Origin of the sequence: Pseudomonas sp. Wu6, assembly GCF_019891515.1 — a bacterium.
GTDB lineage: Bacteria > Pseudomonadota > Gammaproteobacteria > Pseudomonadales > Pseudomonadaceae > Aquipseudomonas > Aquipseudomonas orientalis_A.
Genome location: NZ_JAFLXH010000046.1, coordinates 1 through 14,825 on the forward strand (window position 1 = coordinate 1; position 14,825 = coordinate 14,825).

At 61.5% G+C, this 14,825-nt stretch carries 11 protein-coding genes; 4 read left to right on the top strand and 7 right to left on the bottom strand.

Annotated elements, in window-relative coordinates; all coding sequences use genetic code 11:
- Positions 1-547: 547 nt before the first annotated feature.
- From J1G34_RS23945 to sohB, 3 genes are all read right to left on the bottom strand, one after another.
- Positions 548-1,405, bottom strand: a complete 858-nt coding sequence (locus J1G34_RS23945; RefSeq protein ID WP_065895598.1) for an SDR family oxidoreductase — start codon at positions 1,403-1,405, stop codon at positions 548-550.
- Between the two features lie 115 nt (positions 1,406-1,520).
- Positions 1,521-3,020 carry a sensor domain-containing diguanylate cyclase gene (locus J1G34_RS23950; RefSeq protein WP_222994719.1) on the bottom strand — a complete coding sequence of 500 codons (1,500 nt, stop codon included), beginning with the start codon at positions 3,018-3,020 and terminating at the stop codon, positions 1,521-1,523.
- A 127-nt stretch (positions 3,021-3,147) separates the two neighbouring features.
- Positions 3,148-4,173 carry a protease SohB gene (gene sohB / locus J1G34_RS23955; protein WP_065888325.1) on the bottom strand — a complete coding sequence of 342 codons (1,026 nt, stop codon included), beginning with the start codon at positions 4,171-4,173 and terminating at the stop codon, positions 3,148-3,150.
- A 192-nt stretch (positions 4,174-4,365) separates the two neighbouring features.
- On the opposite strand from sohB, the gene J1G34_RS23960 reads away from it, so the two are divergent.
- The gene (locus J1G34_RS23960) at positions 4,366-5,076 is read left to right on the top strand and encodes a histidine phosphatase family protein (protein WP_065896155.1); all 711 of its coding nucleotides are present in this window, start codon (positions 4,366-4,368) and stop codon (positions 5,074-5,076) included.
- A 56-nt stretch (positions 5,077-5,132) separates the two neighbouring features.
- Positions 5,133-5,447: an SCP2 sterol-binding domain-containing protein gene (locus tag J1G34_RS23965; protein WP_005788868.1), complete on the top strand. Its 315-nt coding sequence runs from the start codon at positions 5,133-5,135 to the stop codon at positions 5,445-5,447.
- Positions 5,448-5,707: 260 nt separating this feature from the next.
- Here the strand turns inward: J1G34_RS23965 and J1G34_RS23970 are convergent, their stop codons facing one another.
- The gene (locus tag J1G34_RS23970; protein WP_222994720.1) at positions 5,708-6,331 is read right to left on the bottom strand and encodes a hypothetical protein; all 624 of its coding nucleotides are present in this window, start codon (positions 6,329-6,331) and stop codon (positions 5,708-5,710) included.
- Positions 6,332-6,368: 37 nt separating this feature from the next.
- Positions 6,369-9,020: an MGH1-like glycoside hydrolase domain-containing protein gene (locus tag J1G34_RS23975; protein WP_222994721.1), complete on the bottom strand. Its 2,652-nt coding sequence runs from the start codon at positions 9,018-9,020 to the stop codon at positions 6,369-6,371.
- Between the two features lie 243 nt (positions 9,021-9,263).
- Here J1G34_RS23975 and hglS point away from each other — a divergent pair, with 243 nt between their 5' ends.
- A complete protein-coding gene (hglS, locus tag J1G34_RS23980) occupies positions 9,264-10,640 on the top strand; it encodes a 2-oxoadipate dioxygenase/decarboxylase HglS (RefSeq protein ID WP_065896157.1) in 1,377 nt (458 codons plus the stop codon).
- 62 nt (positions 10,641-10,702) lie between these two features.
- Here hglS and J1G34_RS23985 read toward each other — a convergent pair whose 3' ends face one another.
- On the bottom strand, positions 10,703-10,927 hold the full coding sequence (locus J1G34_RS23985) for a DUF465 domain-containing protein (RefSeq protein WP_065888320.1): 225 nt from the start codon (positions 10,925-10,927) through the stop codon (positions 10,703-10,705).
- 175 nt (positions 10,928-11,102) lie between these two features.
- Between J1G34_RS23985 and tkt the strand changes: the two genes are divergently transcribed.
- A complete protein-coding gene (gene tkt / locus J1G34_RS23990) occupies positions 11,103-13,160 on the top strand; it encodes a transketolase (protein WP_222994722.1) in 2,058 nt (685 codons plus the stop codon).
- Positions 13,161-13,763: 603 nt separating this feature from the next.
- On the opposite strand, the gene J1G34_RS23995 is transcribed toward tkt, so the two are convergent.
- Entirely contained in the window at positions 13,764-14,645 is an 882-nt protein-coding gene (locus J1G34_RS23995) for a LysR family transcriptional regulator (protein WP_065895591.1), read from the bottom strand.
- Positions 14,646-14,825 lie beyond the last annotated feature (180 nt).

Sequence of the window (14,825 nt, forward strand, 5' to 3'; positions counted from 1 at the left end):
CAATGAACGACGAATGCATTCATCGTTAGACTATTTGCCGCCCAATCAGTACGAGCGGCAAACAGCCTGAAAACACCGATTGAGGTGTCCGGAAAAAGTTGACCACCTCAGGGGCAAGCCCCCTCCCACATTTTAGACTTGCACAGTTCTCGGCATCTTCAGCAGCCCCCGCCTGAGTCGCGTATTCACCGCACGAAGATGAAGTAAACCAATAATCCGAAAGCACTGAATATCCACTGTGGGAGGGGGCTTGCCCCCGATGGCGATCTGTCAGTTATAAAAATTTGACTGATACACCGCTATCAGGGGCAAGACCCCTCCCACATTTTAGACTTGCACAGTGCTCGGCATCTTCAGCAGCCCCCGCCTGAGTCGCGTATTCACCGCACGAAGATGAAGTAAACCAATAATCCGAAAGCACCGAATATCCACTGTGGGAGGGGGCTTGCCCCCGATGGCGATCTGTCAGTTATAAAAATTTGACTGATACACCGCTATCGGGAGCAAGCCCCCTCCCACATTGAGGCCTGCAGTGTTTCCAACTTCCTTAGAGAATCGGCTTGCCCCCGGTCACGCCATAGCGCTCGCCAGAGATATAACTGCCCTCATCGGACGCCAGCAGCACATAGATCGGTGCAACCTCCACCGGCTGGCCTGGCCGACCCAGCGGTGTGTTGCTGCCAAACTCCTTCACCATGTCGTCGGTCATCGTGGACACGATCAACGGCGTCCAGATCGGCCCCGGCGCCACGCTGTTCACGCGAATGCCGCGCTCGCCCAGCATCTGCGCCAGGCCTGCGGTGAAGTTGGCGATCGCGCCCTTGGTCGCCGCATAAGGCAGCAGTGACGGATTGGGCATGTCGGAATTGACCGAGGTGGTGTTGATGATCGAACTGCCCTTGGCCATGTGCGGCAGCGCCGCCTTGCAGATCCGGAACATCGCGGTGATGTTGATGTTGAAGGTTTTTACCCAGTCTTCGTCGGGGATGTCTTCCAGCGATTTGTAGGTCATCTGGAACGCGGCGTTGTTGACCAGCACGTCGATACGTCCGAACTGCTTGACCGTGTCATTGACGATGGCGCTGCACTGCGCGGCCTCGCCCAGGTCGCCGGGCAACAACAGGCACTGGCGCCCCGCCGCTTCGACCCAGCGCGCGGTCTCTTTCGCATCCTCGTGTTCATCCAGATACGACACCGCAACGTCGGCACCTTCGCGGGCAAAGGCAATGGCCACCGCACGCCCGATACCGCTGTCGGCGCCGGTGACCAGGGCAATCTTGTTGGCCATGCGGCCCGAGCCTTTGTAGCTTTGCTCACCGCAATCAGGCATTGGCTCCATCTTGCGCTGGTCGCCGGGAACGGGCTGCTGCTGTGGCTTGAAGGGTGGTGTTGGGTAGTGGGTCATCGGATTCCCTCCTGTGTATGGATAGTGTTGCGAGGGCTATCCGAGCACGATAGTTCAGAGCAATTTCAGGAAAATCAGATGACCGTTGCGTTGGCTTTTTCAGCCCTTGGCGTGCTCAACTCAGCGCAAAACCGTTGCGCCCCGCCGACTTCGCGCCATAAAGCGCCTTGTCGGCGGCCTCGATGAAGCCGAGCACAGGCTCCAGTTCCGCACTGGCTGCCGCCGCCACGCCGACACTCACGCTCACGCGCCCCAACGGGCTGCCCGGATGCTCGATGTTTTCCCGCTGCAGCCGATCAATGATCTGTTGCGCCACCACCACCGCGCCATCGCTGTCGGTCGCGGGCATGATGATGGCTAATTCCTCTCCGCCGTAACGCGCCACCAGATCCGAGGGGCGCCGCACGCAGGTCTCCAACAAGGCGCTGACCCGCTGCAGGCAGGCATCGCCGGCGACGTGACCGAGGGCATCGTTGTAGCGCTTGAAATAGTCGATATCGATCATCAGCAAGGCCAATGTCGTGCCGTCGCGTTGCGCCCGACGCGCTTCCAAGGCCAAGGTCTCATCGAAGCAGCGACGGTTGGCCAGGCCGGTCAGCGCGTCCTTCATCGCCAGTAATTCAAGCTGCCGGTTGGACTCCAGCAGCTGTTGCTGGGCGATACGCAGCGCCTCTTCCACCTGGGTTCGCCGGCGGATATCGAGGATCAGGAACCAGCCGATCAAACCCGTCAGCCCAAGCAGCCCCGCCACCACCACCGCCGACAACGCAGCTTCGATACGCCAGGCCGCCAGCGACTCATGCTTGCCCAGGGCAACAGTGGTAATCAATGGCAGGCTTTCGCTTTTGCGGAAGGCATAGAGGCGCTCTACGCCATCCAGGCTGGAGGTGTACGACGCGGTGCCGACGGAGCGGTCGATCAGATACTGGGAATAGATGGGCGACTTGGAAAAGTTGCGGCCCATGTCCTGCTCGCGGAAGGGGTAGCGCACCAGCAGGGTGCCGTCGGTATAAGACAAACCGATGGCGCCTTCCTGGCCGATGTCGAGTTTGCCGAATACCCGCAGAAAGTTTTCCACCCCCAGGGTCACGGCGACCACCCCGGCGAAGTGGCCGGCCGCGTCATCGAAGCGGCGGCTGATGGTCACTACCCACTCTCGGTTGGTATGGCTCTGAATCGGCGGGCCGATGAACGGCTCACGGCTCGGGTCTTCGCGATGATGGATGAAATAGGCACGCGTGCCGCTGTTGGCACCCGCCGCAATCAAGCGATTGGAGGACATCAGCCAACCGCCCTGCTGGTCGTAGATGGTGATGCCGCTCAGTTGCGGCATCAGCGGCTGTTGTCGACGGATCAACGCGTTGATGCGCTCGATCTGCGCCGGGCCACTGCCTTCGGTTTCCAGGCGCTCGACCAGCCCCAGCAGCAGCAGCGCGCTTTGCCGCACGATGCCTTCGGTGTAGGTGTTGAGCGCCTGGGTCAGGTTCAAGCCATGCACGTCCACTTCCGCCAGCGCCCGCTCACGGGAAGACAGGACTTTCCAGATCGTCAACGAAGTCAGGGAACAGCCGATGACCAACAGCAAAAGCATCACAAGACGGGTATCACGCTTCACGTCAGCACCTTAAGGAAGCCTGGTAGGTATTCCAGCCATCATTCGAACGTCGGTACTCACAGCGGCCACCGGTTCCGGTGGCGCACGCATACAAGCGGACTGAGGGCCCGCCCCCATGGAGCAGCCTTTACCAGAACCGCTGCTGGGTCAGCCGGCTCCACCAGGTCAGCAACACCCGATCCACCGAACCACTGGCCGCCAGCCCTACACGCTCCTGCAGGCTTTTACGCTCGGCATAGTGCAGGTGGAACACCTCGGCCGTCTTGGCCTTGGTCGCCAGGTATTCGTCGCTGGTTTGCAGTTCGTCGACCAGTTGTTTATCGAGCGCTGCAACACCCAGCCACACTTCTCCGGTCGCGACGTCATCGATGGCCAGCTGCGGGCGATAGCGCGACACAAAGTTCTTGAACAACTGATGGGTGATGTCCAGGTCTTCCTGGAACTTTTCGCGGCCCTTCTCGGTGTTTTCGCCAAACACCGTCAGGGTGCGTTTGTATTCGCCGGCGGTCAGCACTTCAAAGTCGATGTCGTGCTTTTTCAGCAGGCGGTTGACGTTGGGCAACTGCGCCACCACGCCGATGGAGCCGAGGATGGCAAAGGGTGCGCTGATGATCTTCTCGCCGATGCACGCCATCATGTAGCCGCCGCTGGCCGCGACCTTGTCGATGCACACGGTCAACGGCACGCCCGCCTGGCGGATACGCGCCAGTTGCGACGACGCCAGGCCGTAGCTGTGCACCATGCCGCCGCCGCTTTCCAGGCGCAGCACCACTTCGTCTTTTGGCGTGGCCAGGCTCAGCAATGCGGTGATTTCATGGCGCAGGCTTTCAGTGGCCGAGGCCTTGATGTCACCGTCGAAATCCAGCACGAACACCCGCGGCTTGGCCTCAGGCTTGTTCTTGCCCTGCTTTTTCTCGGCTTTGCTTTCGGATTTGCGCAGAGCCTTGAGCTGGTCCTTGTCGAGCAACGACGATTCGAGGCGCTCGCGCAGGCCCTTGTAGAAATCGTTCAGCTTGCTGACCTGCAATTGGCCGGCGGCTTTACGACGCCCTTTGCTGCGCAGGGCCGCGAAGCTGATCAACACCACCAGAATAGCGACCACCAGGGTGACGGTCTTCGCCAGAAAGCTCGCGTATTCGGCCAAAAAATCCATATGTCTCCTTAAGAATGCACTGCGCCAGGCGCGGATGGCCCAGCATACCGGCGCCAATGCCTGCGGACCAGTGCCCAGACCGCCAGCAGCGCACCTCTAACGGACTTTTAAAACAAGCGTATGTTTTTTCATTGACAGCTCGCGGGCATCCTCATAACCTCGCCAGACTTTCAACGTACCGGGAAAACGGACGTGGGCAGCATCTATCTGATTCGACATGGCCAGGCCTCCTTCGGTGCAGACGACTATGACGTCCTGTCGCCCGTCGGCGTGGAACAGGCCCAGGTACTCGGTCGCCACCTGGCAGAGCTGGGGCTGACGTTCGATCGCTGCCTGTCGGGCGACCTGCGCCGCCAGCAGCACACCGCCACCGCCACGTTCGATCAATACCGCGCCCTCGGCCTGCCGGTTCCGCCCCTGGAAATCGACAGCGCATTTAATGAATTTGACGGCGAGGCGATCATTCGCGGCCTGCTCCCCGACCTGCTTGGCGCGGAACCCGACGCCGTGCACATCCTGCGCAATGGCGCGCAGAACCGCAGCGAATTCCAGCGCATCTTCGCCCTGATCATCGAGCGCTGGCTGGCCGGCACCTACGATCCACCGGGGCTGGAAAGCTGGCTGGGTTTCGTGGAGCGTGTGCAGGGTGGCCTGCAACGCATTCTGGAAGCGGCCGACAACAGCGACAAAATCGCCGTGTTCACTTCCGGCGGCACCATCACCGCCCTGCTCCACCTGATTACCCGAATGCCGGTCGCCCAGGCGTTCGAACTGAACTGGCAAATTGTTAACACCTCGCTCAACCAGCTGAAATTCCGTGGTCGCGAGGTGGTACTGGCTTCCTTCAACAGCCATGCCCACTTGCAGCTGTTGAAGGCGCCGCAGCTCATCACTTTCCGATGAACTGCGGCCAACCGTGACCCCAAGGTCACTGGACTCCACCCTAAAGGATCGAAACCATGACTGACGTAGCCAAAGCTGTAGAAGCAATGAAAGCCAAATTCAACCCAAGCGCTGCCGAAGGCCTGGACCTGGTATTCGGTTTCCGTATCGACGACACCAAGAATTTCTCGCTGGTGGTCAAGGACAAGACCTGCGAACTGCAGGAAGGCGAAAACCCGGACGCCCAAGTGACCCTGGTCATGGACAGCGAAACCCTGGAAGGCATCGTCGACGGTTCCACCGACGGCATGCAGGCCTTCATGGGCGGCAAACTGCGCACCGAAGGCGACATGATGCTGGCGATGAAACTGAGCGAGTTGTTCCCTTCCTGATCACCCAGGTTGTAACGCGCCTTAAACGAAAAATCCCGCCAATGGCGTAATGTTGTTCAGTCAAGGCTTTTTGTAGGAACGAGGGGGGCGCCTAGCTCTTGCTCGCGAAAAACTCACAGGCGCCGCGTTTATTCAGGACGCACGCGTTATCGTTGACGTTTTTCGCGAGCAAGCTCGCTCCTACACGGGGCGATATACGCTTGACTGAACGGCTTACGCTGAAGGCGGGATTTTTTCATTTAAACGCACAGGCCCGGCTGTCAGCCACCTGCGGCGGCGTCGACCTTTTTGAACTGTTCCAGATCCCGTGGCTTGCCCTCGGTACCGTACCGGTTGATGAGACGCCCCTCCCCCGGCTTCAATTGGAACTCCCCGGACTCCACATCGCGGCCGATCACCAGCACATACTTGTTGCGCCCAACGCGCACATACACATTATAGAAATCCACCAGCTGATCTTCAGTGATGAAAATACTGTAGGCATAACGCGCACGACGGGCCAGGTTGGGCCACTGCGCCTCCAGTACAGCGACATCCCCGTCCTCACCCACGATGTCCATCGCACGAATGGCTTCTTCAACCAGGGCGTCATTGGCATCGGCGCTTATGGCCACAGGTTTGAGCCGGGTCATCTTGCGCACCGAATCAGGGTCCGCTCCCCGTACTTCGTCGTCCAGCGACAGTGTCACTGACTCGAGACGGTACGTACCGTTTTTGACCCATTTGGAGGCATCGACGCTTTCTGAATCCTGACAGCGCAGACACGCTGCCCTCATCGAGGCCGCACTGGCGCTGCCGACAGACAGGCAGGAGACCAATACACCGGCGCCCAGCAAGATGCCCAAGCGGCTGGCCGGACCTGAAAGGGTGACGCACTTAAGCATGATCTACATCCATGTAAGGTTGGGGGGGTGGGCAAATCTACCTGATTGATGCCTTGAGCGGAACATTGAGCAACAACGCCACCAACGCACTCCACCCCGTCTGATGCGACGCCCCCAGGCCACGCCCGGTTTCGCCGTGGAAATACTCATGGAACAACACCAGATCGCGACTGGCCGGGTCCGCTTCCAATTGCGCATACCCCGCCATCGAAGGGCGCTGGCCATTTTCATCGCGTAGAAACAAGCGCGTGAGGCGCTGGCTGAGGCTGTCTGCCACTTCCTCAAGGGACGCCAGATAACCGCTGCCCGTGGGGTACTCCACCGAGAAATTATCCGCATAGTAGCGGTGAAACTCGCGCAGCGATTCGATCAGCATGTAGTTCACCGGCATCCACAACGGCCCGCGCCAATTGGAGTTGCCGCCGTACAAGCGTGAGTCGGACTCGCCGGGCTGGTAGCGCGCGCACAGGGTGTCGCCGTTCATCTTCAGCGCCAGCGGCTGTTCGGCAAAGGCCTTGGATAACGAGCGCACGCCAAACGTCGACAGAAACTCATGGTCATCGAGCATGCGCCGCAGCAGGTCCTTGGTGCGCTCGCCACGCAGCAAGGCGAGCAACAGGCGGTTGCCCTGCCCCGGTTCGTTCCAGCGCGACACCAGCTTGGCCAGGTCCGGCCGGTGTTTCATAAAACCCAGCAGTCGCTCACGCAGGCCTTGCAGCCCTTCGTGCTCGCGCTGCTCCAGCACCAACACGGCAAACAATGGCATCAGGCCGACGATGGAGCGCAGCCGCACCGGCTCGTTCTGGCCGTCCGGGCGGTGCAGCACATCGTAGAAGAACTGGTCCTGCTCATCCCACAAGCCTTCGGCGCTGTCGTCCACGCGGTTGATCGCGCCGGCGATGTACAGGAAGTGCTCAAAGAACTTCACCGCGATATCCACGTACACCCCATTGCGCTTGGCCAGTTCCAGGCCAATGCGCATCAGGTCCAGGGCATACGCTGCGACCCACGCGGTGCCGTCGGCCTGATCCAGCTGGTAGCCGGGCGGCAAGGTGGCCGAGCGGTCGAACAAGGCGATGTTGTCCAGGCCCAGGAAGCCGCCCTGGAACAGGTTGCGGCCCTCGGCGTCCTTGCGGTTGACCCACCAGGAAAAATTCAGCAGCAGCTTGTGGAAAATCCGCTCGAGAAAGTCCATGTCGCCCACGCCGGTCAGCGCCTTGTCCTGCTGATACACGCGCCAACTGGCCCAGGCGTGTACCGGCGGGTTGGCGTCGTCGAAACGCCATTCATACGCCGGCAGCTGGCCATTGGGGTGCATAAAGCGATCTTTAACCAGCAACAATAACTGTTGCTTGGCATACCCCGGATCAATCAGCGCCATTGCCACGGCCTGGAAGCCCTGGTCCCAGGACGCGTACCACGGGTATTCCCAGGTGTCGGGCATGGACAAAATGTCGAAATTGGACAAGTGTCGCCAATGGGTATTGCGGATATGCAGGCGCTCGGGCGGCGGCGCGGGTTGGGCCGGGTCGCCGTCGAGCCACTGGTTTACATCAAAGTAGTAGAGCTGCTTGGACCACAGCAACCCGGCCAGGGCCTGGCGCTGCACATTGCGCGCGTCAGCATCGGCAATGCCTTGCTGCAAGGCGGCGTAGAAGTCGTCCGCCTCTTGGCGGCGCAGCTCGAACAGCTTGCGTGCATTGACCTCGGGCGCGTCCACCGGCGCAAACCGCAGGTACAGGGTTTTGCTCTCCTGGCCCGCCAGCTCGAGGCTGAAACGCGCGGCGACCTTGGTGCCCGTGTCGCGGCGAATTGCCGAGTCCGCGCCGCCCACCACATAGTCGTTGATGCCATCCTTGAACGGCCCCGGCGCCGGTTGCCCATCGAGCTTGGGGACGTTGCTTTCGTTTTCGCAGAACAGCCACTCCAGCCCGTCCTGGCCCCAGGCGCTGAGGTGACGGTCAGTCAGCTCATGATGCCGGGCCAGCACCCGCTCACCGTCCAGGCGCAACTGCGGCTTGGGCGCGTCAAAGGTCCAGCTCCAGTCATTGCGCGCCCACAGTTGGGGCAACACCTGCACACGCGTCGGCTGGTCCGCGCGGTTGTGCACGGTGACGCGCATGAAAATATCGTCAGGCTGATGCTTGGCGTATTCGACCGTTACATCACAGTAGCGGTTGTCTTCGAATACGCCGGTGTCGAGCACTTCGTACTCGGCATCCTCAAGCCCACGGCGGGCATTTTCGGCGATCAGGTCGGTGTAGGGAAACGCCGCATGGGGATATTTGTAGAGCATGCGCATATAGGCATGGCTGGGCACGCCGTCGACAAAAAAGTACAGCTCCTTGACGTCTTCTCCGTGGTTGCCCTCGGCGTTGTCGAGGCCGAACAGGCGCTCCTTGAGGATGCTGTCACGCTCGTTCCACAGCGCCAAACCCAGGCACCAGCGTTGCGCCTTGTCGCTGAAACCGGCCAGGCCGTCCTCGCCCCAACGGTAGGCGCGGCTGCGGGCGTGTTCGTGGGGGAAGTAGGCCCAGGCGTCGCCGTCGGCGCTGTAGTCCTCGCGCACCGTGCCCCATTGGCGTTCACTCAAGTAAGGCCCCCACTCGCGCCAGCGTTCGGCATCCTCTGTTGCCAGCCGCCGGCCTTCGAGGGTGTCGAGTATCGGGTGTGTGGGTGTGGCCGTCATTGAGTGCTCCATCGCCTGCCGGATGAGCAGCAGTGTAGAACCCAATGACGCCCGGATGCACATGAAGACTCAGGCGGGCCTGGTCGGCGGTGCCGGTGTGTTTGCCCGATTGTGGTCATGTTCATCTCATCTCATTCATTTGCAGAATGAAGTCCAGAGGATTCTTCGTTTGCAAGCCGGCGTGGCGCTCAACAAAATCGGGACAAGGCCACTTTTGTCATCCCAGCCATCAGGAATTTTTCTATGCACGCCACTGCACATGTCAGCCCCGACGAGATCCGCAAGGGCTTTTCCAAGGCGATGTCCGACATGTACCGGGATGAAGTTCCGTTGTACGGCGCGCTGCTGGAGCTGGTGGCGCAGACCAATACCCACGTGCTGGAAAGCGACCGGGGCCTGGCCGAGCACCTGCACCGTACTGGCGAAATCCAGCGCCTGGGCATGGAACGCCACGGTGCGATCCGCCTGGGCACCGCCGCCGAACTGGCGACCATCAGCCGCCTGTTTGCCGTGATGGGCATGCAACCGGTGGGCTACTACGACCTGACACCGGCGGGCGTGCCGGTGCATTCCACCGCCTTTCGCGCCGTGCATGAGCAGTCACTGCAAGCCAGCCCGTTCCGCGTGTTCACCTCGCTGCTGCGCCTGGAGCTGATCGAAAACCCCGCGCTGCGCAGCTTCGCCGAAACCGCCCTGGCCAAGCGTTCGATCTTCACCCCAGGCGCCCTGGCGTTGATCGAGCAGGCCGAAACCGACGGCGGCCTCGATGCCGAGGATGCCGAGGCCTTTATTCGCCAGGCGCTGGAGACCTTTCGCTGGCACCACAGCGCCACCGTCACGGCCGAACAGTATCGGCAACTCAGCGACCAGCATCGCCTGATCGCCGACGTGGTGGCCTTCAAGGGCCCGCACATCAACCACCTCACCCCGCGCACCCTGGACATCGATCAGGTACAGGCCGCCATGCCCGCCCACGGCATCACCCCCAAAGCCGTGATCGAAGGCCCACCGCGACGCCATTGCCCGATCCTGCTGCGCCAGACCAGTTTCAAGGCCCTCGACGAACCCATTGCCTTTACCGATGCCCAGGGCAGCCACAGCGCGCGCTTCGGTGAAATCGAACAACGCGGCGTCGCGCTCACGCCCAAGGGCCGCGCCCTGTACGACCAGCTGCTGAATACCGCCCGCGATGAACTCGGCGCGGCACCCAACGAGGCCAATGCGGCGCGCTACGAGCAATTGCTGGAGCAACACTTCCAGGCATTCCCGGACAACCACACGCAGATGCGCGAACTAGGCCTGGCCTACTTTCGCTATTTCCCCAGCGAAAAAGGCCTCGCAGCCCGCGGCCAGCCCGACCCACCGCGCACGCTGCAGGCCTTGCTCAGCGCAGGGCACGTGGAGGTGGAACCGCTGGTGTACGAGGACTTCCTGCCGGTGAGCGCAGCGGGGATCTTCCAGTCGAACCTGGGCGATGCCGCGCAGAGCCACTACGCGGCCCATTCAAACAAAGCCGAGTTCGAAAAGGCGCTGGGCCGCAGCACGATTGACGAGTTGCAGTTATATGACGAAACGCAGCAGCGTTCCGTGGAGGCGTGTGTGAGAGCACTGCTGGTATAAAAAAGCTGCCGGTATAAAACGCTGCAGATATAACCAGAGCGTCCACCGGCAGCGATTTTTGCTTAACCCAACTTCGCGACAATTTCGTCTTTGATCAGCAACCGTTTCTTCTTCAACTTCTCCACGTCCTCATCACTGGCGCTTGCCGATTCCGCCTTCAGCACCTCCCCGTCGGCAGCGTCGTATTGCGTAAGCAGCGAGTCCAGCCGTTTGTCCCCCGCCCTGCGCTCGTGGACAACTTCCTTGCTCAACCCCAAGTCCTGATACAGGTCGTGTTTCACTGGCATGACTTACCTCCACAAGTTGATCAATGGCCTACCCCTTGAAGCTAGCCCATTGACCGGGGTGTTGTCATGTTTGCAGTCGATACAGCCCCGTTCGTCGCAACCCTGGCGATGGGATCAAACCTTTTGGCCTGCCCTGCCCTCCACTGTAGATCGCCACTCGAGGGAGACCGGTTTCATGAATCACACCGCAACCGCCGCCGACACGCAATGTATCAACACTATCCGCACCCTGGCCATGGATGCCGTGCAGAAGGCCAACTCGGGCCACCCCGGTACGCCGATGGGCCTGGCCCCAGTGGGTTATACGCTGTGGAGTCGTTTCCTGCGCTATCACCCGGAGCATCCCGACTGGCCCAACCGTGACCGCTTTGTGTTGTCGGTGGGGCATGCGTCGATGCTGCTGTATTCGCTGCTGCACCTGGCCGGCGTGGTGGAGATCGATGCCCACGGCAAGCGTTCCGGCGAGCCGGCGGTCAGCCTGGACGACATCAAGCAGTTCCGCCAGATGAGTTCCAAGACCCCGGGGCACCCCGAGTACCGCATGACCACCGGCGTGGAAACCACCACCGGCCCCCTGGGCCAGGGTTGCGCCAACAGCGTGGGCATGGCCATGGCCGAGCGTTGGCTGGCCAAGCGATTCAACCGCGACGGCCAGGTGCTGTTCGATTACGACGTCTACACCCTGTGCGGTGATGGCGACATGATGGAAGGCATCAGCAGCGAAGCGGCGTCAATGGCCGGGCATTTGCAGCTCGATAACCTGTGCTGGATCTACGACAACAACACCATCAGCATCGAGGGTCACACCGAGCTGGCCTTCAGTGAAGATGTGATCAAGCGCTTCCAGGCGTATGGCTGGCACACCGTGCATGTCACCGATGCCAATGATCTGCAGGCATTGAGTGTGGCGCTTCAAACCTTCAAGGCCAATACCGGCGCACCGACCCTGATTGTGGTCGACAGCGTGATCGGCTACGGCTCGCCGCACAAACACAACACCGCCGCCGCCCATGGCGAGCCGTTGGGCGAAGACGAAATTCGCCTGACCAAGGCCGCCTATGGCTGGCCTGAGGACGCCAGCTTCCTGGTGCCCGATGAAGCGCGCACAACGTTGCGCGATGCACTCGTTGAGCGTGCCGAGCCGCTGTTCGCCGAGTGGAACCAGACCTTGGCCGCCCTCGACCCGCAACGCGCCGATGAGCTGCAGCGCATGCGCGCCGGGGAAATGCCCGAGCACTGGCAGGCCGACCTGCCGAGCTTTACGGCCGATGCCAAGGGCGTCGCCAGCCGCGCATCCGGCGGCGAGGTGCTGAACGCCTTCGCGCAGAATATTCCCTGGGTGCTGGGCGGTTCTGCGGATCTGTCGCCGTCGACCAAGACCAACCTCACGTTCGACGGCGCAGGCTGTTTCAGTGCCGACGACTACAGCGGGCGCAACCTGCACTTCGGCATACGCGAGCACGCCATGGGCGCGATTGCCAACGGCCTGGCGCTGTCCTACCTGCGGCCGTACACCTCGACGTTCCTGGTGTTCAGCGACTACATGAAACCGCCGATCCGGCTCGCGGCGATCATGGAGCTGCCGGTGGTGTTCGTGTTTACCCACGACTCCATCGGCGTGGGCGAAGACGGCCCGACGCATCAACCCATCGAACACCTGACCCAGCTGCGCGCCACCCCGGGCTTGCTGACCCTGCGCCCGGGGGATGCGAATGAAACCCTTGAGTTGTGGAAGGTGGCGCTGGCGCAAACCCATCGGCCGAGCTGCCTGGTGCTGTCGCGCCAGCCGCTGCCGACCCTGGACCGCAGCCGCTACGCGTCGGCCGCAGGCGCGGCCAAGGGCGCCTATGTGTTGGCGGGTGCGGACAAGCCCGACGTGATCCTGCTCGCCACTGGCAGTGAAGTCAGCCTGGCGGTGGCGGCCTATGAACAACTCACCGGCGAAGGCATTGCCGCGCAAGTGGTGTCGATGCCCAGCTGGGAACTGTTTGAAGACCAGGACCAGGCCTACCGCGACAGCGTCTTACCGCCGACCGTCAAGGCCCGCGTGGTGGTCGAGCAGGCCGGCCCCCTGGGCTGGGACCGCTACGTCGGACAGACCGGGGCCAAAGTGGTGATGAACAGCTTTGGCGCCTCGGCACCGCTGGCGAAGTTGCAGGAAAAGTTCGGCTTCACCGTGGAAAATGTGGTGGGGTTGGCCAAGCAGCAAATCCAGCACAACCGGGCGGAATAAACCGCACCAATGCGCAGGGAGCTTGCCCCCGATAGCGAAGTGTCAGTCACGGATGATGTGATTGATGCACCGCCATCGGGGCATAGGTATCTACACAACGTTTCAGACCGTAGCAGCCGACGGTAACCACGATGCGAAGCGAGTCGCTCTTGATCTTGATCTGCTTTTGATCTTAGGCGCCCCGTTAAACCACGCTGGCCGAACGCAGGCTTGAATCCGTGGGTAACCCGGCAGGACGCCGGGTTAGCCGCACTGGGCCAGGGATGGCCCATTGCGGCGGCCCACGGATTCAAGCCTGCGTTCGGGCACACCGAGCATTAGCGAGGTGCCGAGTGGTGGGGCAAGAGCGTTTTGCTTACTTTTGCGCTTTTCAAAAGTGAGCCGCTGTAAAAGCGGAACCATTAGCAGCCGTTACCGCAGAAACGGATATGTACTCGGTCCAATCCAGCATCCTGGTCGGCTCAGAGGCCGCCATCGGGGCCAAGTCGAATCGTCGCACCGCCCCTCCCACATTTGGACCGGGATCGACACAGCATATCGGTCGGCTCCAAGGCCGCTGTGCGCGGATCTTGGGGCGCCCCGTTAAACACTGCGGGCAGTCGCTCAGCAACCGCCGGCCAGGCGTTCGCGCAGGAATTCGACCAGCGCCTGCACCGGCCGCGAACTCTGCCGGTGCTGGGGGTACACCGCCGACAAGGTCAGGGCTTCGGGCGCGAACGCGTCCAGTACGCTGACCAGGCGGCCGTCCTTCAACGCATCGCCAACGATAAAGGTTGGCAGGTAGGTCACGCCCAGTCCGGCAATCGCGGCGTCGCGCAGCAAATCGCCGTTATTGACGCGCATGCGCCCGCTCACATGCAGCGCTTGCAGCTTGCCCTTGAAACGCCATTGCACCTGGCGACCGTGCCCGTAGGGCAGGCAATCGTGATCGGCGAGGTCATCGGGTTTGTGCGGCGTACCGCGCAGGGCCAGGTAGTCGGGGCTGGCGCAGTAGACGCGCGGGATGCTGGCAATACGTCGGGCGATCAAGGTGGAATCTTCCAGGGTGCCGATGCGCAGTACCAGATCGTAGCCTTCACCGATCAGGTCCACCGGGCGGTCGCTGAGGTCGACTTCCACCGCGACTTCCGGATAGCGCTGCAGGAACAACGGCAGCAGGCACCCCAAATGCGCCATGGCAAACGACAGCGGCGCGCTGAGGCGAAGGGTGCCGCGCGGTTCACTGTTCTGGCCGGCGATACCCTGCTCCACTTGCTCGACATCACTGAGCAGGCGCAAGGCCGATTCGTAGTAGCTCTGCCCCAGCGGCGTGACATCCAGACGGCGCGTGGAGCGATTGAGCAGGCGCACGCCGAGGCGGTCTTCCAGCTGGATCAGGCGGCGGCTGACGAACTGCTTGGACAGGCCCAACTGCTCGGCGGCCGCAGTAAAACTGCCGGACTCCATGACCTGGCAGAACAGGCGCATGTCTTCGAAGGGGTTCATTGTCGCTTCTCGGTGGACGATGGGCTGTTTTATACCCGGTCAGTGACCACACCACAAACCCAATGTGAAACACAATCAAATGTGGGAGGGGGCTTGCCCCCGATGGCGGTGGTTCAGACACAGCAACTGTGACTGTTGCACCGCTATCGGGGGCAAGCCCCCTCCCACAGGGATTATCTA

Excerpts from the sequence above, each read along its gene's own strand:
- J1G34_RS23995 (WP_065895591.1), bottom strand. The coding sequence starts at position 14,645 with ATGAACCCCTTCGAAGACATGCGCCTGTTCTGCCAGGTCATGGAGTCC.
- sohB (WP_065888325.1), bottom strand. The coding sequence starts at position 4,173 with ATGGATTTTTTGGCCGAATACGCGAGCTTTCTGGCGAAGACCGTCACC.
- J1G34_RS23970 (WP_222994720.1), bottom strand. The coding sequence starts at position 6,331 with ATGCTTAAGTGCGTCACCCTTTCAGGTCCGGCCAGCCGCTTGGGCATC.
- J1G34_RS23975 (WP_222994721.1), bottom strand. The coding sequence starts at position 9,020 with ATGACGGCCACACCCACACACCCGATACTCGACACCCTCGAAGGCCGG.
- J1G34_RS23945 (WP_065895598.1), bottom strand. The coding sequence starts at position 1,405 with ATGACCCACTACCCAACACCACCCTTCAAGCCACAGCAGCAGCCCGTT.
- J1G34_RS23965 (WP_005788868.1), top strand. The coding sequence starts at position 5,133 with ATGACTGACGTAGCCAAAGCTGTAGAAGCAATGAAAGCCAAATTCAAC.
- hglS (WP_065896157.1), top strand. The coding sequence starts at position 9,264 with ATGCACGCCACTGCACATGTCAGCCCCGACGAGATCCGCAAGGGCTTT.
- tkt (WP_222994722.1), top strand. The coding sequence starts at position 11,103 with ATGAATCACACCGCAACCGCCGCCGACACGCAATGTATCAACACTATC.
- J1G34_RS23985 (WP_065888320.1), bottom strand. The coding sequence starts at position 10,927 with ATGCCAGTGAAACACGACCTGTATCAGGACTTGGGGTTGAGCAAGGAA.